General features: G+C 48.0%; 28 protein-coding genes. 20 read left to right on the forward strand and 8 right to left on the reverse strand.

Going from position 1 to position 19,890, the window contains the following annotated elements; genetic code table 11:
- Positions 1–61 precede the first annotated feature (61 nt).
- The 3 genes from AOG36_RS04045 to AOG36_RS04055 all read right to left on the reverse strand — a co-directional run bounded on the left by AOG36_RS04045 (position 62) and on the right by AOG36_RS04055 (position 2,640).
- A complete protein-coding gene (locus AOG36_RS04045) occupies positions 62–790 on the reverse strand; it encodes a UDP-2,3-diacylglucosamine diphosphatase (RefSeq protein ID WP_306413974.1) in 729 nt (242 codons plus the stop codon).
- A 268-nt stretch (positions 791–1,058) separates the two neighbouring features.
- Entirely contained in the window at positions 1,059–1,259 is a 201-nt protein-coding gene (gene thiS, locus AOG36_RS04050) for a sulfur carrier protein ThiS (RefSeq protein WP_015106592.1), read from the reverse strand.
- 52 nt (positions 1,260–1,311) lie between these two features.
- A complete protein-coding gene (locus AOG36_RS04055; protein ID WP_015106593.1) occupies positions 1,312–2,640 on the reverse strand; it encodes a short-chain fatty acid transporter in 1,329 nt (442 codons plus the stop codon).
- Between the two features lie 153 nt (positions 2,641–2,793).
- Here AOG36_RS04055 and AOG36_RS04060 point away from each other — a divergent pair, with 153 nt between their 5' ends.
- From AOG36_RS04060 to AOG36_RS04080, 5 genes are read left to right on the forward strand one after another with little or no spacing between them, the layout of a single operon-like run.
- Positions 2,794–3,414 (forward strand): MBL fold metallo-hydrolase, encoded by a 621-nt coding sequence (locus AOG36_RS04060; protein ID WP_015106594.1) that lies wholly within the window; start codon positions 2,794–2,796, stop codon positions 3,412–3,414.
- A gap of 10 nt (positions 3,415–3,424) precedes the next feature.
- On the forward strand, positions 3,425–4,195 hold the full coding sequence (locus AOG36_RS04065; protein ID WP_015106595.1) for a HesA/MoeB/ThiF family protein: 771 nt from the start codon (positions 3,425–3,427) through the stop codon (positions 4,193–4,195).
- Between the two features lie 23 nt (positions 4,196–4,218).
- Positions 4,219–4,989 carry a flagellar motor stator protein MotA gene (gene motA / locus AOG36_RS04070; protein ID WP_015106596.1) on the forward strand — a complete coding sequence of 257 codons (771 nt, stop codon included), beginning with the start codon at positions 4,219–4,221 and terminating at the stop codon, positions 4,987–4,989.
- On the forward strand, positions 4,989–5,762 hold the full coding sequence (motB, locus tag AOG36_RS04075; RefSeq protein WP_053825507.1) for a flagellar motor protein MotB: 774 nt from the start codon (positions 4,989–4,991) through the stop codon (positions 5,760–5,762). Before motA ends, motB begins: the two co-directional genes overlap by 1 nt.
- Positions 5,759–6,166 (forward strand): hypothetical protein, encoded by a 408-nt coding sequence (locus AOG36_RS04080; protein ID WP_015106598.1) that lies wholly within the window; start codon positions 5,759–5,761, stop codon positions 6,164–6,166. Before motB ends, AOG36_RS04080 begins: the two co-directional genes overlap by 4 nt.
- On the opposite strand, the gene AOG36_RS04085 is transcribed toward AOG36_RS04080, so the two are convergent.
- From AOG36_RS04085 to AOG36_RS04095, 3 genes are all read right to left on the reverse strand, one after another.
- Positions 6,150–6,875, reverse strand: coding sequence for an HpaA family protein (locus AOG36_RS04085; RefSeq protein WP_015106599.1), 726 nt, complete (start codon positions 6,873–6,875; stop codon positions 6,150–6,152). The genes AOG36_RS04080 and AOG36_RS04085 overlap by 17 nt on opposite strands.
- Positions 6,876–6,984: 109 nt before the next feature.
- Positions 6,985–8,424 carry a type I glutamate--ammonia ligase gene (glnA, locus tag AOG36_RS04090; RefSeq protein ID WP_015106600.1) on the reverse strand — a complete coding sequence of 480 codons (1,440 nt, stop codon included), beginning with the start codon at positions 8,422–8,424 and terminating at the stop codon, positions 6,985–6,987.
- A gap of 42 nt (positions 8,425–8,466) precedes the next feature.
- Complete coding sequence (locus AOG36_RS04095; RefSeq protein ID WP_053825508.1) at positions 8,467–10,521, reverse strand: carbon starvation CstA family protein; 2,055 nt, start codon at positions 10,519–10,521, stop codon at positions 8,467–8,469.
- A gap of 60 nt (positions 10,522–10,581) precedes the next feature.
- Here AOG36_RS04095 and AOG36_RS04100 point away from each other — a divergent pair, with 60 nt between their 5' ends.
- The 6 genes from AOG36_RS04100 to AOG36_RS04125 are packed head-to-tail and all read left to right on the forward strand — an operon-like array spanning position 10,582 to position 12,788.
- Entirely contained in the window at positions 10,582–10,971 is a 390-nt protein-coding gene (locus AOG36_RS04100) for a hypothetical protein (protein WP_015106603.1), read from the forward strand.
- Positions 10,968–11,309 carry a hypothetical protein gene (locus AOG36_RS04105; RefSeq protein ID WP_015106604.1) on the forward strand — a complete coding sequence of 114 codons (342 nt, stop codon included), beginning with the start codon at positions 10,968–10,970 and terminating at the stop codon, positions 11,307–11,309. The genes AOG36_RS04100 and AOG36_RS04105 overlap by 4 nt, the downstream gene beginning before the upstream one ends.
- Before the next feature lie 13 nt (positions 11,310–11,322).
- A complete protein-coding gene (locus tag AOG36_RS04110) occupies positions 11,323–11,733 on the forward strand; it encodes an N-acetylmuramoyl-L-alanine amidase (protein WP_015106605.1) in 411 nt (136 codons plus the stop codon).
- A complete protein-coding gene (locus tag AOG36_RS04115; RefSeq protein WP_015106606.1) occupies positions 11,733–11,957 on the forward strand; it encodes a hypothetical protein in 225 nt (74 codons plus the stop codon). Before AOG36_RS04110 ends, AOG36_RS04115 begins: the two co-directional genes overlap by 1 nt.
- Complete coding sequence (locus AOG36_RS04120; RefSeq protein WP_015106607.1) at positions 11,954–12,418, forward strand: hypothetical protein; 465 nt, start codon at positions 11,954–11,956, stop codon at positions 12,416–12,418. The genes AOG36_RS04115 and AOG36_RS04120 overlap by 4 nt, the downstream gene beginning before the upstream one ends.
- A gap of 28 nt (positions 12,419–12,446) precedes the next feature.
- Entirely contained in the window at positions 12,447–12,788 is a 342-nt protein-coding gene (locus AOG36_RS04125; RefSeq protein ID WP_015106608.1) for a hypothetical protein, read from the forward strand.
- A gap of 249 nt (positions 12,789–13,037) precedes the next feature.
- Here the strand turns inward: AOG36_RS04125 and AOG36_RS08675 are convergent, their stop codons facing one another.
- Positions 13,038–13,178 (reverse strand): hypothetical protein, encoded by a 141-nt coding sequence (locus AOG36_RS08675; protein WP_162200200.1) that lies wholly within the window; start codon positions 13,176–13,178, stop codon positions 13,038–13,040.
- 224 nt (positions 13,179–13,402) lie between these two features.
- Between AOG36_RS08675 and AOG36_RS04140 the strand changes: the two genes are divergently transcribed.
- The 7 genes from AOG36_RS04140 (at position 13,403) to AOG36_RS09000 (ending at position 17,929) form a co-directional block, all read left to right on the forward strand.
- On the forward strand, positions 13,403–14,257 hold the full coding sequence (locus AOG36_RS04140) for a hypothetical protein (RefSeq protein WP_053825510.1): 855 nt from the start codon (positions 13,403–13,405) through the stop codon (positions 14,255–14,257).
- 5 nt (positions 14,258–14,262) lie between these two features.
- Positions 14,263–15,369, forward strand: a complete 1,107-nt coding sequence (locus tag AOG36_RS04145) for a hypothetical protein (protein ID WP_015106611.1) — start codon at positions 14,263–14,265, stop codon at positions 15,367–15,369.
- 12 nt (positions 15,370–15,381) lie between these two features.
- On the forward strand, positions 15,382–16,311 hold the full coding sequence (locus tag AOG36_RS04150; protein WP_015106612.1) for a hypothetical protein: 930 nt from the start codon (positions 15,382–15,384) through the stop codon (positions 16,309–16,311).
- A 9-nt stretch (positions 16,312–16,320) separates the two neighbouring features.
- A complete protein-coding gene (locus AOG36_RS04155; protein WP_015106613.1) occupies positions 16,321–16,665 on the forward strand; it encodes a hypothetical protein in 345 nt (114 codons plus the stop codon).
- 38 nt (positions 16,666–16,703) lie between these two features.
- On the forward strand, positions 16,704–16,931 hold the full coding sequence (locus AOG36_RS04160; RefSeq protein WP_015106614.1) for a hypothetical protein: 228 nt from the start codon (positions 16,704–16,706) through the stop codon (positions 16,929–16,931).
- Positions 16,932–16,989: 58 nt separating this feature from the next.
- Positions 16,990–17,502: a DUF1804 family protein gene (locus AOG36_RS04165; RefSeq protein ID WP_015106615.1), complete on the forward strand. Its 513-nt coding sequence runs from the start codon at positions 16,990–16,992 to the stop codon at positions 17,500–17,502.
- A 214-nt stretch (positions 17,503–17,716) separates the two neighbouring features.
- Positions 17,717–17,929, forward strand: coding sequence for a hypothetical protein (locus AOG36_RS09000; protein WP_156294633.1), 213 nt, complete (start codon positions 17,717–17,719; stop codon positions 17,927–17,929).
- Between the two features lie 127 nt (positions 17,930–18,056).
- Here the strand turns inward: AOG36_RS09000 and AOG36_RS04175 are convergent, their stop codons facing one another.
- Positions 18,057–18,482, reverse strand: a complete 426-nt coding sequence (locus AOG36_RS04175) for a phage virion morphogenesis family protein (protein ID WP_015106618.1) — start codon at positions 18,480–18,482, stop codon at positions 18,057–18,059.
- Positions 18,483–18,548: 66 nt separating this feature from the next.
- On the opposite strand from AOG36_RS04175, the gene AOG36_RS04180 reads away from it, so the two are divergent.
- Both AOG36_RS04180 and AOG36_RS04185 read left to right on the forward strand, forming a co-directional pair.
- Positions 18,549–19,376, forward strand: a complete 828-nt coding sequence (locus AOG36_RS04180; RefSeq protein WP_015106619.1) for a DNA adenine methylase — start codon at positions 18,549–18,551, stop codon at positions 19,374–19,376.
- Positions 19,377–19,439: 63 nt separating this feature from the next.
- Entirely contained in the window at positions 19,440–19,844 is a 405-nt protein-coding gene (locus AOG36_RS04185; protein WP_015106620.1) for a hypothetical protein, read from the forward strand.
- Positions 19,845–19,890: the final 46 nt, after the last annotated feature.

Raw genomic sequence — 19,890 nt, forward strand, 5'->3', positions numbered from 1 at the left:
CCATTTCACAAAATTTAAAGGAATCTAAATTTTAGCCTATTTTCTCTTAGTTTAGCGTGGATCAACGCATGGCGGGGCAAATGACCAGCCCCTCTACGCTTAATTTGGTAACCTCCCTTGTACAATAAAAGGAGGGTAGGGATATATATAGCGGATCTTTGAATATACGACCGATATGAAAATGCCCCTCAATCACGCCCGCTAAGGGCTTTGGGCTCTCCTTAGCGTAGTGCTCTAGGCGGACTTTGGCAAAGTGTATAAAGTCTAGTGCACTTTTGGGATAGGTCTTGATTTTCTTGGCGTAAAGGGGGGTGCTGATGGCCCTATAAAGGGGCTTAATGTGGGATAGTAGCCCTAAGGTTTTAAGGCTTAAAGGGTTTGCAAGTGCGCGGATATAAAAGCCATAGCCAAAGCCCAAGAACAAATCCCCATGTGCTAGGGCATAGAACTGGTTTTGGTGGCCAAAGATCACGGGTTGAGCACTTCTTTTGTAAATGGTGATGTGCCTTAGCTGGGGTACATTGCTTAAGCCAAAATCATGGTTGCCCTCAAAGTAAAACACGGGGATGTGGTGGCTTAAACTCTCGATTTGCTCTAAAACCTCCAAATTGTGGGTGGGTTTGATGGTGCCCACGCAAATTTGAAAAATGTCGCCCATTAAAAAAAGTTGGCTGGGCGGATGTGCCCTCAAGTACTCTAAAAAATGGGGCAAATCGCGCATGCCCTGTTGATGGTGGGCATCGGCGATGAACAGGGCATTTTCTAAAATTATGGGGAGCAGTGTTTTCAGGGATGATGGCTTTCTTTAGGATTTTGGACTTACAACCCAAGGGAGGTATTTTAACCTTTTAGGGCGATGGCAATCTTTAAGGGCTTGCCCAGCTGATCTTAAGAGCAACCCTTTTCAAGACACTTAAAACCAACCTTAAGGGTAGCTATCATATCAACCCTTAACACTAAAGGTCCTTGAGTTTGAGAGGGCAACACCAACCCACCAAGGTCGTAGCACCAACCTTAAGGGTGCTCGATAATGTCAACCCTAAGGGAGGCTGATAACATCAGCCCCCTCCCATAAACTGCAAACACTCTAAGCGGTCGTTTTCTTGAAGGGGAGTGCTGTGCCACTTCTCTTTTTTCACCACAGACTCGTTCAAAGCCACCGCACACACCTGCGCCTCAATGCCCAGTTCTTTAATGGCGGTGTCGACATTTAGGGGCTTGTCAAACTCTTTGGCCTGCCCGTTGATAAAAACTTGCATGCTCATCCTTTGGCTTAAATAGGGCTTGATTATAACAAAAACACCTAAAACTTTAAGTCAAGAAATACAAACAGCCCGCGCTCACCACCCCCGCATACACAAACGCCACGAGCAAGTAACCCACAATATGGCGCACATCCAGCCTGGCAATGCCAAGCAGGGGGAGCGCAAAGAAGGGTTGGATCATATTCGTCCACGCATCCCCCCACGCGATCGCCATGCAGGTTACGGCTGGATCCACGCCCAAAGCCGCCCCGCTAGGAAGCAGCACTGGCCCTTGCACGGCAAATTGCCCTCCACCGCTGGGGATAAAGATATTTAAAAGCCCCGCACTAAGATAGCTCAGCAGCGCGAAATTATCATGGGTAGTGATTTTTGAGAACGCATCGGCTAGGGTGTTGGCAAAGCTTATGCCATTTGCGCCCTTAAGCCCCATCACTCCGATGATGCCCGCATAAAAGGGGAACAAGAGCACAATGCCGGTCGTGCTCTTTAATCCTTGCTCTATGGTGGCGTAATACTTATGCGGGCTGGCATGCGCGCACAGCCCCAAGAATAGAAACAGTAAAATCAAGGTATTGAGGTTGAGCGCAAAGCCCTTATTAGCAAAGTAAATCCCCAAATACACCACGCCCAAAAACCCCAAAAACGATCCCAAAAAGGGGCTGTGCTCCAAGCGGTGGGCGAAGCACTCAATGCGTGCGGGTTTGTGGGGCTCTTCTTGTAAAGTAGCGGGGTCTATTAGGGTGGGGTTTTTGGGGTGCATCAAAACATTGATTAAGGGCAGACCTAGCAAGAGCAAAGCCACCATGACTAAATTGTAGCTAGAAAAAATCGTGTGGCTTAGAGGGACGGGTGCGTGCAAAACGCCCCCGCTAAGTTTAGATAAATCCCCATCATTGGTGGCAACTTTAAGCGGAATGCTCCCAGATAACCCGCCATGCCAAATTAAAAATCCTGAATACGCGCTTGCCACCAGCAGGGGGTAATCCACGCCCTTTACCTTACGCCCCAAGACTTTAGAAAGCACTGCCCCCACCACCAACCCAAAGCCCCAGCTAAGCCAACAGCAACAAAGCGAAACGAAGCTGATCGTCCAAATGGCCATTTTGGGGGTGTTGATTTTTTCGGCTAGGGCGTTGAATGTCTTTTTTATAAGGGGGGCTTGGGCTAGGGCGATGCCTGTAGCCAACAATAAGAGCATTTGCATGGAAAATTTTAAGAGCAAAAAGAGGCTCTCTCCCCACTTGCCAAGCACCACCACGAGGCTAAGCCCCGTGCAAACAAGTGCGCCGATGATGGCGGCTAAAGTGAGAACAATGGCAAAAATAAATGGCGAGGGGAAGTAATTTTGCAAGGCTAGAAGTATCCATCTAAACATGGCAGCCCTTTCTAGCGAAATTAAGAGAGTTTAAACCAAGAAAATTACAAGGCGGTTTAAAGGGGGTTTTTGCAGATCAAATTTTGCCCATGGGGTTTAAAATTGTAGCAACAGCTAGGGCGAACTTTAGACAAATTTTGCTAAAATGGAAAAATGTTTAAAATCAAAGTGCAGGCTTTTGGCAACACACAGACAAATTGTTATGTCTTGCAATTAGCACAGGGTGATTTGGTGATCGATCCGGGCGTGGGGGCGGGCGTGTGGGTGCAAGAGCAGGCCAAAAACCCCCTAGCGATTTTAATCACACACGGGCATTACGACCATGTTTGGGACGCAGCCGCTTTAAAAGAGCAATGGCCTAGCGTGCCCTTGTATGCGCCTAAAGAGGATGTGTTCTTCCTTACCACGGATTGTTTTCATTTAGGCCAGCCCACTTGCAAAGAGAGCGACATTAACCCCATTGAAGGGGGTAAAAAAAGCCACTCTTTTGAAGTGGGGGGGGTGCAGATCACTTATTGGCACTTCCCCGGGCACACGCCCGGTTGCAGTGTGGTGGAGGTAAAGGGGGCGTTTTTCAGTGGGGATTTTATCTTTTACCGCAGCATCGGGCGTTACGACTTCCCCTATTCTAACCCAGCGGACATGAAAGAGTCGTTGCAACGATTTTATGCTCTAGACAAGCCCGATTGCCCCATTTACCCCGGGCATGGGCGTGCCACGAGCCTTAAAGCCGAACAACCCCACATGCCAGCGTGGATTGCACAAATTAATTAAGGAGACAGCCATGACAGAGAGCCAAAAAGAACGCTACAAACGGCATTTAATGCTAGAGGATGTGGGCGAAGAGGGGCAAGAGCGGTTATTGCGTGCCAGTGTGCTTGTGATTGGAGCGGGGGGTCTTGGCTCGCCTAATTGCTTTTACTTGGCAGCGGCGGGCATTGGACGCATTGGGATTTTGGACTTTGACATCATCGAGCTCAACAATTTACAGCGTCAAATCATCCACACCACGCCAGAAATTCACAGCGCCAAGGTTAAATCCGCCGCACGCAAGATGTCTGCCTTAAACCCTGAAGTGCAAGTAGAAACCCACTTTGAGAAACTGACCGCCGCCAATACTCTGGAGTTGATCCAAGAGTATGATTTTGTCATCGATGCGACCGACAATTTTGCGAGCAAGTTTTTGATCAACGATGCCTGTATCTTGGCAAACAAACCCCTAAGCCATGCGGGCATTTTCAAGCACCACGGGCAAACGATCACCATTTTGCCCAAGAAAAGCGCATGCTTTGCCTGTATCTTTGACAAGCCCCCAAGTGTGGAGCTAAACAGCGTGTTTAGAGCGGGCTTATTTGGGGTGGTGCCCGGGGTGGTGGGCTGTATCCAAGCTTCTGAAGCGATCAAGTATTTTCTAGGCTTTCCCCTGCTCACCAACCAACTCTTGCATGTGGACACCAAGAACATGGACTTTAGAAAAATCGTTGTTCAACGCCACGAAGAGTGCCGGGTGTGCGGCAAACATGGCATACAAACCTTAACGGATTATCCGCAATAGCAAAACAGAAAGGGTAGTTTCTCATGGATTTGTCATCGCTTTTAGGGGTGATCTTAGCGATTGCGTCTATTTCAGTGGGGGATATTTTAGAGGGGGGCAACCCCGCCCATGTGGTGCATTTGAGCTCGATCATCATCATTGTGCCCACAACCCTTTGTGCGGCGATGGTGAGCACCCACGCCCACCATGTCAAGGCGGCTTTTAAAGAGATCAAGATTGTGTTTTTAAACCCCAAGGTGAACCTGCAAGACACGATCAAGAACATCGTGGAGCTCTCCACCATGGCAAGAAAAGATGGGGTGCTTTCTTTGGAATCTCGGGTGGCACAGATTGAGGACGACTTCACCCGCAACGGCTTTTCGATGATTGTGGATGGCAAGGACATCAAATCCGTGCAAGAGAGCTTGGATGTGGCGATTGAGGAGCTTGAGGAGTATTACCATGGGGCAGCACACTATTGGATCACTGCGGGTGAGAGCGCGCCGACCTTTGGACTGGTGGGGGCGGTGCTAGGGCTCATGCTCGCACTGCAAAAGCTAGACAACCCCCAAGAAATGGCGCTAGGGATCGCGGGGGCGTTCACGGCCACGGTTACGGGGATCATGTGCTCTTACGCTCTCTTTGGCCCCTTTGGCAACAAGCTTAAAAACAAGTCTAAGGACATCTTAAAAGAAAAGGTGGTGATTTTAGAGGGGATCATTGGCATCGCCAATGGGGACAACCCTAGGGACTTGGAAATGAAACTCTTGAACTACATCGCTCCGGGTGAGCCCAAAAAATCGCAGTTTGAATAATGGCAAAGAAAGCAAAAAAGGTTGAGTGTCCGGCAGGGGAGCGTTGGGCGGTGCCCTATGCGGACTTTTTGTCCTTGTTACTTGCGCTTTTCATCGCCCTTTATGCGATCTCAGTGATCAACAAGGCTAAGGTCAAAGCCCTTAAGAAAGAATTCATCAAGATTTTTGACTACGCTCCCGTGCCCGATGCCGTGCAACCCGTGATCCAAATCCCACCAGCTCCCGGCGAAACCCAAAACACCATCGAAGCCGAAGAGAAAGAATCCAAAGAGCACTCCAGCCGTTCGCAAGTTACGATCACCAAAGTTGGGGAGGGTTCGATTTTAGAGCAAACCGATCAAGGAGCGGTGTTGAAGCTGCCCTCGAGTCTGCTCTTTGAAAATCCCTATGGCGACACCATCAACGCCAGCATGCGCGAATACATCCGTCGCATCGCTAAGATCATCCAGCTCTTACCCGACCAAGTGGAGATCAATGTTAGGGGCTACACCGACAATACCCCCCTGCCCCCCTCCAGTGGCTTTAAGGACCACTACGCTCTAGGGGCAAGCCGCGCCTATAAGGTCATGCATGCTTTGTTAAATGACGGCATCAGTCCGCAAAAGCTCTCTTTCACCTCCTATGGCAAGAACAATCCTGCGGTGCCTAATGACAGCGTGGAAGACCGCATGCGCAATAACCGGGTGGAGATTTATTTTTACACGAATGCTCAAAATGTGGAGAAAATCCGCTCCATCCTAGACCACAACAACATCAATGGGGACAATAATTGAAAGCCCTTGTACTTGCTCTAGTCTTTGGAATGCTCCATGCTTTGCCCACCGGCGAGGAGGTGCTAAGAGAGGCGCAAACACCCCCCCCGCCTAAAACCCCCTTAAGTGTCTTGTTTTTCAGCCAAAGACAGCCCTACACTTCTTGGAGCCAAGATTATGGCGTGTGGCAAACCAAGCATACTTTAGAAATCAGGGCTTTAAGCAAACGCGTGCATATTAATAAAATCACACTCAATCGGGGGCGTTGTGCCCTCTTGCCCATTTTGCCTAGCTTCGTGCTCACACGGGGCGAAAAGATGGATTATGAAGTCTTTTGTGAGGGGCACTTAAGGGTGGAGGTGGACACGGACTTTGGGCCACAAATCTTTGATTTGCAAGAAGATCTGCCTAGTGGCCCTTCTTGAACTTCTGCACCAAGTAGCGATAACCCATGAGTTGATCGGAATCTAGTGCCTCACTGATCTTATGCACCCCTTGGGCATAAATTTGCATCAGGATTTGGTAAACATTGCTGTCAAAGCCCTCGCCACGGATGGGTGTTACCACACTCGTGGGCATATACCCCCCAGAAACGCCCCGCTCTTGACGCACTGTTACCCTTGTGCGCACTTGATAACCGGGCAGCTCTAGGCTGGTCATGTTTAAAGGTTTTTTGCTCTTGGGCTCGAGCACTTTTAGGGTTAAATAACCCATGGAGAGATTGGAGTTTTTACCCTCTAGCCCGCCATTTCTTAAGCGGTCCTCTCTTAGACTGATGTCCTCCAATACCTTCACAAACCCACTCACCTCCACCAGCGCATAGCCCTGCTCTTTCTGGGTGGGTGTTAAAGGCATCTTCACCTCTTGCACGCTAAATCCGCGTTTTTCTAGGATTTCTTGGATTTGATCGCGCATCGAATCCTTAAACCCCTGTTGCATGTTCGTGGGCACCGTCTTGCTAAAAGTGATCGCCAAGGGAGGGATCAAGACCAATAAATGGTTTTTAGGCTGGGGTTTTTCGTTTTCCTCATAGTAAGAAAAAGGAAGAGGGTCTTGTTCGTGCTTGTCAGCAACTTTAGGCGCACAGCCAAACCCTAATAAGCCAACTAAAAACAAAAGCGAAGTTCTTTTCATGTTTTTCCTCAATATTTTTTTAAGAAACGCCAAAGGCTCTTAAGCAGGCGGGTGAGTGCTTTAAACTTTTTAAAATTATCGTAAAACGACCCGCCTCGCCTTTTAGCCATCAGCAAGAGTAAGTGGTTTTGAACTCAAAGGGGTGGGGGCGGCTCTCCCAAGGAAAGACTTCAGAGCGGAATTTAAAACTTTGGTAGGCTTGGATAAATTCCTCAGTGAAGACCTCGCCCTTTTTCAAATACTCCTTATGCACCAGCATCTCCTCCAGTGCGCTGCGCAAAGTGTGAGGGAGTTGTTTGATCCCCTTGTCTCGAATCTCATCTAGGGTGAGTTGGAAGAGATTGATGTCCATGGGCGCGCCCGGATCCATCTTTTGGGCTAGCCCATCTAAGCCCGCCATTAAAATCGCCGCAAAGGCCAAGTAGGGGTTAGAGGAGTTGTCGGGAAAGCGGAACTCAAAGCGCGCCGCCTTGCCCTTCACCCCATAGGGGATACGCACGCTCGCGCTCCTGTTTTGGGCTGAGTAAGTCAAAATCGAGGGGGCTTCAAAGCCGGGGATCAAGCGTTTGTAAGAGTTGCTCGAGGCGTTGGTAAATGCCGCCAAACTTCTAGCGTGGCGCAAGACTCCGCCCAAAAAGTGCAGTGCCATTTGGCTTAAGTTCTTATACACATCGCCGCTAAAGAGATTCTCGCCGTTTTTCCACAAGCTCACATGCGTGTGCATGCCACTGCCATTGTCGCCGTGTAAAGGTTTTGGCATAAAGGTGGCGGTCTTGCCATTTAAATGGGCGACCATTTTCACCACATACTTAAGTTTTTGCACATTGTCCGCCGCCTCGACCAGTTCCCCAAAACGCACGCCGATCTCGCCCTGGGCCTGGGCCACTTCGTGGTGCACAACATAGGTTTCTAGCCCCACTTGGTTTAAGACTTTCACGATTTCAGCCCGAATATCCATCATCGTGTCGGTGGGGGGAGTGGGCAAATACCCGCCCTTATGCCCCGTGCGGTGTCCAAAATTCACACCCCCCTCAAAGCTACGGTCTCTATTCCACTCCCCCTCTTCGCTGTCGATTTCATAGTACTGGCAGTTCGCGCTGTTTTTGATCTTGATGGAGTCAAAGATAAAAAACTCATTCTCTGCCCCAAAGTAGGCCATGTCGGCAATGCCAAGGTTTTGTAAATGCCTAAGTGCCCTTTTGGCGATGCTTCTAGGGCAACGCTCGTAGTCCTGCTCTTTATAAATGTCCCACACATCGCAAAACACCACCACCGTAACATCCGCGCTAAAGGGATCGATGAAGTAGCGGATCAGATCGGGCTTTAAGATCATGTCCGATCTATCGATGCTCTGCCACGCTTTGATAGAACTGGCATCAAAAGGGATGCCTTGTTGTAACAAGTTCTTATCCACACCGCCGATAAAGTAGCCCATGTGGTTCCAAGTCCCCTTTACATCGGTGAACCGAAAATCCACGAACTCCACTTCCTTTTCCTTGCAGAAGACAAAAAACTGCTCTACATCTGCATCGCTATTATGAATGTCCATCAACGTTCCTTGAATTTTTCCTTTATTTTAACATGCCTAGCATTAAGACACAGCTACAAACACGCTTTCGGCTAAGGGCGGGTGGATGTGCCCCCTGTAGGCATTGGCGCAAATGCGCACGCTTGCCACCAGCACCAGGAGCGCGACCACCATGAAGAACACGCATAGCAGAGCGTCTATGCTGTGGTTAAAAATGGCTTGTTTGAGCAGGCTAATTTGTTTAGGATCGCTGGTGTGGGCGAGTTTTGCACTTAAAATTTGGGCGGTGGCAACATGCGACACTTTGTTTAAGATAAGATTGTCCCCCCTTGGCAACACTTTTAAAACACCGCTGTAAAAGGTGATGCATAAAATAAAAGCCGCAGGCAGTGCGCTCACTAGAGCGTATTTGAACCGCCCCATTTTAAATAAAATAGTCGTGCCAAGCAGCAGTGCCATCCCTGCGAGCATTTGGTTGCTCACGCCAAAGAGCGGCCATAAAGTGTAAATGCCCCCTTTAGGATCGATCGTGCCCTGATACAAGAAATACCCCCAAAGCCCCACCGCCAGTAAAGTCGCCACAATGCCGGCCGTGTAGGAATTGGTGTCGCCAAGGGGCTTATAGACATGCCCTAGCATGTCTTGAATCATGAAGCGGGCGGTGCGTGTGCCCGCATCCACAGCGGTTAAAATGAACAAGGCTTCAAAGAGGATTGCAAAGTGATACCAAAAGGCCATCACGCCCGGATGCCCCACCACTTGATACACAAGCAGGCTAAGCCCGATGGCAAAGGTGGGCGCACCTCCTGTGCGGCTTAAAATGCTCTGCTCGCCTATGTGTTTCGTGATGTCTGTAATCTCTTGGGGCGTGATTTTAAACCCCCAAGAATTGATGGCGTGCACGGCGGTGGCAATATCCGTGCCCAGCGCACTTTGGGGGGCGTTGATCGCAAAATACAGGCCGGGATGCAAAATGCCCGCCATTAAAAGTGCCATTAAAGCAACTATGGACTCCATGAGCATCGAGCCGTAGCCAACCAAACGGGCGTGGCTCTCTTTGGCGATGATCTTGGGCGTGGTGCCTGAAGAAATCAAGGCGTGAAAGCCGCTGATCGTCCCGCAAGCGATCGTGATGAATAAAAAGGGGAAGAGCGCGCCGGCAAAGACGGGTCCGCTCCCATCTACAAAGTGCGTGATCTTAGGCAGGTGCATGGGCGGGGCGACAAAGATGAGGGCTAAAGCCAAAACCAGCACCACTCCGATTTTTAAAAAGGTGCTGAGGTAATCTCTAGGGGCGAGCAAGAACCACACGGGCAAGATGGAGGCGACAAAGCCGTAAGCGATGATGATCCACGCTAGAGAGCTGGCCTGCAAGGTGAAGTGAGCGGCTAAAGTCGGATCGTTGGCCACCACCTTGCCATAATAAATCGCTAGAAGCAAGAGCGCAAAGCCCATTAAAGAGCTTTCTAAAACCTTGGGGCGCACAAAGCGCATGTAAAGCCCCATAAAAATGGCAATCGGGATCGTGCAGGCGATTGTAAAAAGCCCCCAGGGCGAGTGGGCGAGGGCTTTGACCACCACCATGGCTAAAATCGCAATGATGATGACCATGATGCCTAGCGTGCCTAGCATGGCAAACCAGCCCACCAAGGGGCCCATTTCATCTTTAATCATTTCGCCTAGCGAACGCCCATTGCGACGCATGGAACAAAAGAGCACGATGAAATCATGCACACAGCCACCCAGCACACTGCCGATCAAAATCCATAGTATGGAGGGCAAATAACCCATCTGCGCGGCCAAAATGGGCCCCACTAGGGGCCCCGCGCCCGCAATGGCGGCGAAGTGATGCCCGAAGGTGATCGCCTTGTGCGTGGGGACAAAGTCGCGCCCATCGTTGATCACGCAGGCGGGCGTGGCGCGCTTGTCGTTGAGTCGCAACACCCGATAAGCCACAAAATGGCTGTAAAAGCGATAGCCCAAACTATAGATACACACCGCTACGCACACGAGCCAAAGCGTATTGATGCTCTCGCCCTTATGCAGGGCTAGCACCCCCATAGCCCCCGCTGCCACGATCGCCACCAAGCCCCAAAGCAAAGCCTTGATTTGTTGCATGCCATCCCCTTTCAGAAAAAGCAGAGTCTAGCACAAGGGAGTAAATCACGCTAGGAGGCTATGCAATTAGAAGAATTGAAGGCGCATTTAAGCGCGGGGCTCATCAACCCTGAAGCGTTAAACACAAACCCAGAAGTTTTAATTTGGGTGCATAAAGAAATTAAAGAGCTAACGCATGACAAAGATGTACCCGCCTATGCGCTCTATGATTTCGCTTTAGTTAGGGCTAAGCGGTATCTTAAAATCCCCCTTGAAGAAGAAGACTTAGCGATCTACAACGATGCCTTAAAGGCAATCAAACAAGCCCCTTTAGTCAAAGACTGCACACAAAGGGGCAAATCGTTTTTGCAAATCGATCAGGCTGGCAACATCACAGAGCATGCCAGCACAAATACAGATAAAGGCTTTTCGCCCTTGAAGTGGTGCAAGAAAAGGAGTTTTGAGCTGTGATTTTACAAAGGGCAAGGCAGGTGGTCAAAGCAATTTACCCTGAAGCGTGTTACCACGATGGGGCGTTAAAAGAAGCGGGGCTTTATTACCGCTTTGAGGGGGTGCGCCATGCACCCTTAAAGGCCTTTGAAGTGTCCACACGGCTTTTTTATGGATTCATTGATACGCCTAATGCTAAGGAGACTCTAGCCACCATAGATGGGCTCTTAGAGCAGATCATAAACGCCCCTGCCTTCACCTTTGGGCGGTCGTATTTTGAGGGCGCGGGGCTGGTGCAAGAAGCGGGCTTTTTTGGCCTTTGGGAAATCCGTTTTAAAATCAAACTGCTACAAGAATAAAAGAAGGATGACAATGCGCAAAATTACAAAAATCATTATCCACTGCAGCGACACCCCAGCGGGGATGGAGTTTAGCGCGGCAGATATTGACCGCTGGCACAAGGAGAGGGGCTGGGATGGGATCGGCTATCACTATGTGGTTAAGCTAGATGGAACGATCGAAAAAGGGCGGGAAGAAGATGTAACAGGGGCGCACTGCAAGGGGCATAACCTAGATAGTATAGGCGTGTGCTACATCGGCGGGCGGGATGATAACGGCCTTTTTGTGGATACAAGGACCAAAGAGCAAGAGGAGGCCATGGTCTTCTTGTGCAAACAGCTTTTAAGCAAATACCCCAAAGCTAAGCTTTACGGGCACCGCGATTTTGCGCCCAAAGAGTGCCCATGCTTTGCCGTAGGAGAATGGTGGAAAGAGGCTAACTAATGGAAACAATCTTAAAAAGATTAGAATTTTTAAGCAGTATTGGCGTGTTTTTGCTGCTCATTTGTTTTTTGCAAACGCTGGGCTTATGCTTTATTGTTGTCGAAAGCTCTAAGACTTTAGATCGCGCCGACATCGCCGTGAGTCGTTTAGAAAAACTAGATGCTAACTTAGATGTGATCGAGCACAAGATCGACAAGGTTAACAAAATAACTAGCCTGCAATGAAAAACGATTTTCTTATTCTTGGTCTATCCATCAAAGATTACCTACCCTATCTATTCATGCTGGTTGTAGGCTTTTTAGTGGGCTGGTTATTTGTCTTGCGCACGATCAAGAATGAAAACTTTAGCGGGGTGCTGGATAAAGTCCGCTACATTTCATGGGGGGTGGGTTCATCAATGCTGACCACTTGGATCAGCTTTGAGCTGATTAACTATTATTTCCATTTCCCAAGCGGCCTATCTATTTCCATTAGCGGGGGGGTGGGCTACATCGGCGCGGAGGTGGTAAGCGAAATAGTGCTAAAGCTCTTTGCTAATAAGATTGGTGCAAAAATCGATACCACCCCTCCAAAATCACAATTCAACGATAAGGATACACATGGATTTAAAAATAAAATCATTATAGGGATTTGTAGCGCGCTTAGCGTGCTGGCCTTTGTCTTTCTTTGGGCACTATTTAGGTAGGCTTAAATGCGCGTTAAAGGGGCGTTAAATGTTTAGCATAGACACTAAGAGCATTGGCATCGCTTTGGCCTTAGCGATTTTGCTAGGGGCTTTGGGCGCGTTAGGCTGGTATTGTAAGAAAATCTTAGTGGAAAGCGAAACATGTAGGGTCGCGGTGGCCGCGCAAAATAAGGCTATCTTAGATCAGAATTTAGCCACAGCTGAGTATGTGGAAAAGTTACAAAAATCTAAAGACGCGATCGCGCAAAAATACCGCAACCACACTCTGCCCCCTTTAAGTCCTAGCGGGGCCAAGCTTGTGTGCGCTAAGCAAGATCAAGAGCTAAAGCAGATTGCGCAAGATTTACAGGTATTTAAGGGGGGTCGTTAATGTTTAGCTTAAGTGGTTTGCAAGTTTTACGCTGGCACAATAGCTATAGCGGGTCCCCCCTAAAGCGGGGGGGTTTTCATCAGTGTAACGGCATGGCCAAAAGAACCGTTGCAATGAACGCTATAGCTAGCGTTTTACGCGCAGTACCTCCTATCAGCGTGCCCCCGCTACACGCCCAACCCCCAAAAGGCTAACGCCTTCTAGTTCTCCAAATGCCATTAAGAAGTCTGCTTTTGTGCAAAACTCATTTTATCTAAAATGCTTAAAATTTGGCTTTTTGGCCTTTTGCGGGTGCACCCGTGTATATAAGCCCGTATACATCCCCACGAAATGCAACATCCCCAAACTAGAGCGTCCCGCTTTAAACAGCCCCTCTTTGAGCGCAAACATCTGCGCTTTACTGATCTACACAGAAGCGTTAGAGCAAGATGTGCGCTTTTGCATTGAGGGGCAAGGGCCTTTAACCCAAAAAAAGGAGCACCCATAGGCAAGACTTATAAAAGGCGGGGCAAGTCCCCTAATAGAGCACAGCTACACAAGAAACAACAAAAACCAAAAAACCCCCAAAAGGCCGAGCCGCACTGGGTGTTTAAATATTCTTAAAGGAGGTTAATTTGAGTCAAAAAGATAATTTATACTTTGGTGGGGGATCGCTTTACATCATCCCCTTTAATAACGGGGTGCCCGATGAAAGTCAGTGGCTAGATATAGGGTGCTTAGAGCTTTCTTTAAGCAAGGATAGCCAAAAGACCACGGCATGGACAAGGGCTAACGGGGCTAAACAGAAGTTAGCCGAAATCACCACAGAGGAAAATTACACCCTTAAGATCAAGGGCAATAACTTTAGCCCCGAGGCTTTAAGCCTTGTGGTGGGGAGTTTTGTAGAAGAAACCACCATTAAACAAGGCCAGCCCCTGCCCTATGGTGGCACGGCTGCAAAAGATACTTTCATTAAAAGCTTAAACGCCGGCAGCCGATCCGAGCAAGTTACTTGCCGGCTAGAATTTATAGGCCGCCCTGTGATGGGTAAATTTGTCCACGCTATTTTTTACGAGGTGAATTTAAGCCTAGATGGGGATTTAAATTTGATGGCAGAAGAGTTTAGCAGCCTTGGTTTAAGCGGGGCATGTGTAGCCACTGATCAGGGCGTGTACACCTACTATTACTCGGATGAAAGCGGGCAAACCCAAAGCACGCAAAGCAATGCACCCACACAAACCACCAGCCAAAGCACCACCACAGGTGGGCAAAGCACAAGTGCACAAACCCAAAGCACGCAAAGCAATGCACCCACACAAACCACCAGCCAAAGCGGCGCGCTGCCTAGCAATGATAACGACTTAGAAAAGATGGTTGAAGACTTAGAAGATCAGGCAATTAAGGACGGCACGGCAAGTGCTAGCGCGGTGAAAGCGGCGCGCGCTAAGACTAAGGCGGCAAACCCAGATTTACAAGTTGAGGGCGCTTAAGAGTTATGGCGGGCGTTAACGAGAAGGTTTTACGCATTTTAGATAAGCGTATTTCTTCTTTAGAAAATATGCGCTACCGCTACGCGCTAAACCCCCCGCCAAATGACACCCAAAGAAAAATACAAGATTTAATCACAAGAGCTACCCCGCCTACAGATGCCGAGGTAAGGGATTTGGGGCTTTATTTTAACGAGTTTGTGGACTATGGTGGGGATGTTGCGCTTGATTACAGAGATGGCGGGTATACGGATTTTTACCGCTGGTTTTCAGATTTGGATAGCCCAACACAGGTGGCCCTAATCTTTTTAGCCATGCAAGGGGTCTATGATCGACAAAAGCTAATTGCGCTAGCCAACACACAAGCCCCGCTAATGATGGAATCTTTTTATCAAGCCGCATGCCTTATACTGCCAAAATACTATGTAAGTCAAAATCTGTTGCCTGAAGGCATAGATCCTAACTTAGCGGGCGCGGCGATCGTAGCTTATATCCAGCGTGGATTTAGCATTAATTTAGGCTTAATTGCTTTGATGAATCCGGACAGCACGGCAGCACTGGGAGCCGATGTAACGGCTAAAATGGCTGTGCTTAGCGCGCGCTTTAAAGTCTTTTTGCGTTACGCCCCCGATCTTTGGCAGGTGGCCACGCATTTTACGGTCTATTTTTTATCAAAAGACTTAACTCGAGCGGTGGGCAATTGCACATTTAGGCAAGCCGTTTACATCCGCGCCAAAATGCTTAGCGGGTCTGTGATTCATAAGTTAAACATGGCCTTTAAGCAAAAGTTAGCTGCAGCAGATAACACACAAGCAGATGACACACAAGAGGCTATTTATGGTCACGATCGTGTTTACTTTTTAGCGGGCTTGTTGTTCATTGCCGATCAGCTTCTTAAAATATGCCCTGAAGTTACAGAGGATTATAACCCTAACTCTGGGTTTTGGCAGGCCATCAATGGTGGCGGGGGGCTTATGGGTGGTTTGCAGGGTTTAGCTAGAACCCCCCTAGACAATGCGACCGCCCGCCATGTCTTGCAAGCTTTCAGGGCGTGGCTAGAAGAAGTGGATTTAAGCCAAGCCTACTTAGGTGGGCACGAATACGAAATTATGTAAAAAGGAGAAAACATGGATAAAGCCCAAGTTTATAAACAATTAAGCGCGCGTAAAGCGGCCGTTAGTGTGATGATGGATCGGGTGTTTGCTTTGTTCAACGCCCCTAACTTTGTGGAGTGCAGTGCGAGCGCGCCACTAGACTTTAAAGATGACAATGTAAGGAGCTATTTTAGCGCGCTGGATAGGAGCACCGCTACCGCCTTAGTTTATTGCGCCCTGCCCGATTCTGTGCCCCAAAGTCCACAGGGCCAAGCACTTTCGCTAAGCGATCTATTTTCCCCTATCCTGCAAGCTTTAGCCACCTGTTACGATTATTCTAACAGCCAAAACAAGCCGGGCTTTGCACGTCCCTACAACTACACCCCGCACCCTATCTTTAATAGCGTGTTTGCCTATATGGCGCATTTATTCAGCCTGCACAAGGCCGACCTTGACACGCTAGCCCACCCCCCTGCACAAGGTGTAGATACACAAGACAAACTAGACTCCTTTAACCATTTAAAAGAGCGGCTAGACCCCCCCTTTATGCAGTTTGTCAGCGCGCACCCTGTAAGTAGACTGGACTTAGCTAAAGTTTTCGCTCTGCAGCTTCTAAACTGCGCTAATGAGAGCAACCCCCCACAAACGCCCACGGGTGATTTAAGCCTTAATGCTGATTTGGTTTTGATTTTGGCAGAGAAGCTTGGCCCAAGCAAGAGCGCCGCCCTGCTCAAAGACTATTACGCCCACAATGACGGCGTTGCTAGCCTGCCTTTAAGCGTGGCTTGTTATTTTCAAAATACGATTAAAAACGCGCCGCCTATTGTGGACAACTACACTCTGCCCGCAGAATTTAACGATCTCTTTGGCGAGCAAAAGCCTACGGATGAGCAAATTTGCACATACCTTAAGGGCTTTAGGGAGTTTGTGATCAACACAGATTACACAGAATACACACTTTAAAGGACTTGCATGACTCAAGTTTTTAAATTAGATCGCAATTACATGGAGTTTAGCGCGGATTTAGGCGGGCTTAAATGTGATTTCCGCTTTTACGCTAAAAGCGACCTGCAAGAGCAAAGGGGCTTAGAGTTTTCGCAAAAGGCAGATAACCCTTTAGGCTTAGCCCAGCTGATCAACTACCACTATCAAGTTATCTTAGAAAACCTAGTTTGTTTAAGCCACAAGGACGCGGGCAAAGAAGCGGAGTTTTTAGAAAATCTAAAAGAAAATGGTAAAACCATTGAGTTTTTAAACTTTGTGGATGAATCTTTAAAGGCCGCCTTTAGCCAAAAAAAAGCACCCTTGAAGCCTTAATTAAAGAGCAAGCTTTATTATTAAGCGGGGTCAAGCTCTTGGCCCCTACACAAACAACAGATTTAGAAATCTTAGAAATCTTAAGAGGTTTTAACTTAGCGACCCGTTTAGAAATGGACGGCTTTAGCGGTGCAGTGCATATGCATTTAGATTACCTGCTTACTAAAGACTTTGCTAAGGACCACCGCTATGACCACTGGTTTTTATTCGACTTGTTTAAAGGCTTTTGCGCGGTGATTGAAGGGGTTTTAAACGATCGCGCTTAATTCACAAAAACAAAACCCCGCCTTAAAGCCGTGTTAAACTAACCTTAAAGGAGTATGGATGGCAAAGAGTTTTAATATCCTTGGCAACCGCAATAATTTAATTCTAGCCGAGAATATCCGCACTCTATATTTGCAGGGCAAGAGCTACGACTATATCTGCCAAACCCTAGGCATTTCTAAAAGCACCATCAACACCTACCGCAAAAACGCGGCCAAAGAAGGCGACGACTGGGATACGCTGTTGCTGCTCAATAGGCGCAACACGCAAAACATCGCCATGAGCGAGGCCTATTTTGTGGGGTGGCTCATCGACGGATTCGAAGCACAGCTTTTACACACCCCCGAGCTATCTTTACACGAGCTGGCCAAATACACCAAACTTTATTTTCAGCTTAAACAGCCTAGAAACACGGACGAGCTTAAGAGCAAGGAGCAACAATACGAAAACGCCATGCGGGTGATCAAGGCAGTTGCCGAGCTAGCTTTAGAGCAGGATAACCGTGCGGTGGTAGAGTTTTTGAGCGCGCAGGCAGATGTGATCATTAAGGCCGTTTTTAAAGCCCAAAAATAAAACGCGTTTAAACGGCTTTTAAACGGCTCCTTTTGTTTAAATAGACTCAACTATACAGCCTAACCCTAAACTTGCAGAAATAAACGCGCCTAAACGGCAAGTAAACGCTATAAGATAAGTGCACTCCCCCCCTTTTTTAACAAGTCAGCCAAATAAGCCAAATTTTAGCCCCCTTTTATATCATGTGTTGATGGGCACTAAAGAGCGGTTAAAATTGGAGTTTGATTTATTAAAGTTGCTGATTGTGGTGTTTGTATCCGCCATTTTAAGCAGTGTGGCTTATGGGTTCATCCACTATGATAAGTTAAGTTTGTTACGTCTGATGCTGGTTGCGTGCGGGGTGTTTGTCCTTGCGCTTATCTTGTCTTTTTTGCTCAAAAAAGCTTTTGCGTGCCTAAATCAAATAGAAGGGTTAAACGATGGGTGAAGTTCTATTTTTTGTATTTGGGTTAACTGCAATCGGCGGGCCTGTGCTTTACTTTCTTTGGCTTTTAGATCAGGACGACAAAAAGCGCGAAAAGGAGCGGCGAGAAGCCGGGGCTAAGGGCAAAAACTTACCCCCGCTTTAACACCATAGTTGCCACCTGCTTTAAAATTTCTTGCCCTCCAAGGGCGTTAGGCTCTAACAAGGCTTCAATTTCTCTATGTAAATTAGGTGCGGGTTTGCCCGTATCATCAAAGGGTAGGTAACGCCTTTGGGGGATGTTCTTTTTAGGGCTGCCAAATTGGTGGACCGCTGCATAAGGCAAGTTAACCCGCGCTTGCACACTTTGGCCGACAATATCCACCCTGCAAGAGCTCCTTAAAAGCCCGCTTTGCTCTAAGATAGGTTTATAGGGGTAGCGGCGCGTAATAAGAGTGGTGCCCTTAAGCGGTTTCCACTTCTTTAAGGTTACGGGGTCTCTTTGCTGTGTAAAGCTTTGCCTTATTTCATCTTCCACAGCGTTTTTAATTTCGTTTAGTAGGATAAGGGTGTTCATAGGGGGCATGATACTTAAAGAAGTCTGTACTAAAATCCCACACCATACATCACATAAAGGTTAGCTTTGGATTTAACGAAACCAGCCAAAAACAAGACCAAAAAGTTACTAAGCTGGATTGGCGGTAAACATTATCTAGCAAACACCATTAAGGCCTATTTGCCCTTGAAGTATAAACTTTATTGCGAGCCTTTTTGTGGGGGAGCTAGCATATTTTTTAAAAAGTCTAAAAGCCCCTTAGAAGTGATCAACGACATTAACGGCGATCTGATTAACTTTTACCGCTGTGTGAAACACCACCCGCAAACGCTTTTAGAATATATCCACGCCCACCCTATTAATAGGGAGTGGTTTGAAAACGACTTAAAAGAGCCCACGAGCAACAAGATCGAGCGCGCGGCGAGGTGGTTTTTAAGAATCCGCCTAAGCTACAGGGGCACGACTACAGGCTTTATCGGTGGGCGGGGGGCAACTATAAATACGCGTGCTTTGCAAACCATACAATACATTAAAAACCTAGACTTTACAGACTTTGCGCGCCGCCTTAAAGGGGTGATGATTGAGAATATGGATGGGGTAGAGTGTATCCAAAAATACGACTTGCCAGACAGCCTTTTTTATATCGACCCACCCTATGTGGGCAGCGAAGATCAGTATGCCAAACACTTTGGCGTATCTATTTGTGATCAGCTGCACACTAGACTTAGCCCCGCGCTTAAAGAGCTTAGGGGGCGGTTTCTCTTAAGTTATAATGATTGCGAGGCGGTGCGGGAGTTATACTCGTTTGCGTATATAACTCCCGTGCAAACCACCTATGCTATGAAAATCAACGCGGGGCAAAAAACCACGCAAGAAATCCTAATATCTAATTTTAAGTTAAATTTACTGCAATAGATGAAAGACACACAAGGCATTTTTACCCAGCTCTTGCAAATGCCGGAAATGGCTCCATTAAGAATGCGCCTACAGCTGGATCAGCTTAAAAACGCTTTGCCTGTAGGTGTGCAAATGGGTTTAGGCTCCATTGCCCTTAAAGATCGCACGCTTTTACTTGCCTTCAAGCACCCCAGCGCGCTAAATTACTTCAATGGACAAAGCGCGCGCCTAATTCCACTGCTCTTAAACGCCGCGCAAAAGCTCAGCATTCCCACCAAACCCACAGCAGTAAAAGCCCTTCTCCCTAGAATGGTTAGCCAAAGCTTTAAGCCAAAGGCGGTTAAATTTCACTACCAAGAGCGCGCTAAGGGGGAGTTTGAAAACCCCTTTAAAGACCCTAAACTAAAAGCTATCTTAGAAAATATCCGCGCCTGTATTTTGCAACAGCAAAGCGCCCAAAATATGCTAAAACAGACATGGGAGTAAGCGACCACGGCTGTGCCAGGAGTAAGCGCGCCCCCTAATTCAAGCA

The sequence above is a fragment of the Helicobacter heilmannii genome, from assembly GCF_001283065.1.
GTDB lineage: Bacteria > Campylobacterota > Campylobacteria > Campylobacterales > Helicobacteraceae > Helicobacter > Helicobacter heilmannii.

Bases quoted from the DNA above. Each gene is read 5' to 3' on its own strand.
- AOG36_RS04155 (WP_015106613.1), top strand. From the start codon at position 16,321: ATGACTCAAGTTTTTAAATTAGATCGCAATTACATGGAGTTTAGCGCG.
- AOG36_RS04150 (WP_015106612.1), top strand. From the start codon at position 15,382: ATGGATAAAGCCCAAGTTTATAAACAATTAAGCGCGCGTAAAGCGGCC.
- AOG36_RS04065 (WP_015106595.1), top strand. From the start codon at position 3,425: ATGACAGAGAGCCAAAAAGAACGCTACAAACGGCATTTAATGCTAGAG.
- AOG36_RS04120 (WP_015106607.1), top strand. From the start codon at position 11,954: ATGAAAAACGATTTTCTTATTCTTGGTCTATCCATCAAAGATTACCTA.
- motA (WP_015106596.1), top strand. From the start codon at position 4,219: ATGGATTTGTCATCGCTTTTAGGGGTGATCTTAGCGATTGCGTCTATT.
- motB (WP_053825507.1), top strand. From the start codon at position 4,989: ATGGCAAAGAAAGCAAAAAAGGTTGAGTGTCCGGCAGGGGAGCGTTGG.
- AOG36_RS04110 (WP_015106605.1), top strand. From the start codon at position 11,323: ATGCGCAAAATTACAAAAATCATTATCCACTGCAGCGACACCCCAGCG.
- AOG36_RS04165 (WP_015106615.1), top strand. From the start codon at position 16,990: ATGGCAAAGAGTTTTAATATCCTTGGCAACCGCAATAATTTAATTCTA.
- AOG36_RS04085 (WP_015106599.1), bottom strand. From the start codon at position 6,875: ATGAAAAGAACTTCGCTTTTGTTTTTAGTTGGCTTATTAGGGTTTGGC.
- AOG36_RS04060 (WP_015106594.1), top strand. From the start codon at position 2,794: ATGTTTAAAATCAAAGTGCAGGCTTTTGGCAACACACAGACAAATTGT.
- AOG36_RS04100 (WP_015106603.1), top strand. From the start codon at position 10,582: ATGCAATTAGAAGAATTGAAGGCGCATTTAAGCGCGGGGCTCATCAAC.
- AOG36_RS08675 (WP_162200200.1), bottom strand. From the start codon at position 13,178: ATGTTTGCGCTCAAAGAGGGGCTGTTTAAAGCGGGACGCTCTAGTTTG.
- AOG36_RS04145 (WP_015106611.1), top strand. From the start codon at position 14,263: ATGGCGGGCGTTAACGAGAAGGTTTTACGCATTTTAGATAAGCGTATT.
- thiS (WP_015106592.1), bottom strand. From the start codon at position 1,259: ATGCAAGTTTTTATCAACGGGCAGGCCAAAGAGTTTGACAAGCCCCTA.
- AOG36_RS04095 (WP_053825508.1), bottom strand. From the start codon at position 10,521: ATGCAACAAATCAAGGCTTTGCTTTGGGGCTTGGTGGCGATCGTGGCA.
- AOG36_RS04175 (WP_015106618.1), bottom strand. From the start codon at position 18,482: ATGAACACCCTTATCCTACTAAACGAAATTAAAAACGCTGTGGAAGAT.
- AOG36_RS04115 (WP_015106606.1), top strand. From the start codon at position 11,733: ATGGAAACAATCTTAAAAAGATTAGAATTTTTAAGCAGTATTGGCGTG.
- AOG36_RS04185 (WP_015106620.1), top strand. From the start codon at position 19,440: ATGCGCCTACAGCTGGATCAGCTTAAAAACGCTTTGCCTGTAGGTGTG.
- AOG36_RS04125 (WP_015106608.1), top strand. From the start codon at position 12,447: ATGTTTAGCATAGACACTAAGAGCATTGGCATCGCTTTGGCCTTAGCG.
- glnA (WP_015106600.1), bottom strand. From the start codon at position 8,424: ATGGACATTCATAATAGCGATGCAGATGTAGAGCAGTTTTTTGTCTTC.
- AOG36_RS04055 (WP_015106593.1), bottom strand. From the start codon at position 2,640: ATGTTTAGATGGATACTTCTAGCCTTGCAAAATTACTTCCCCTCGCCA.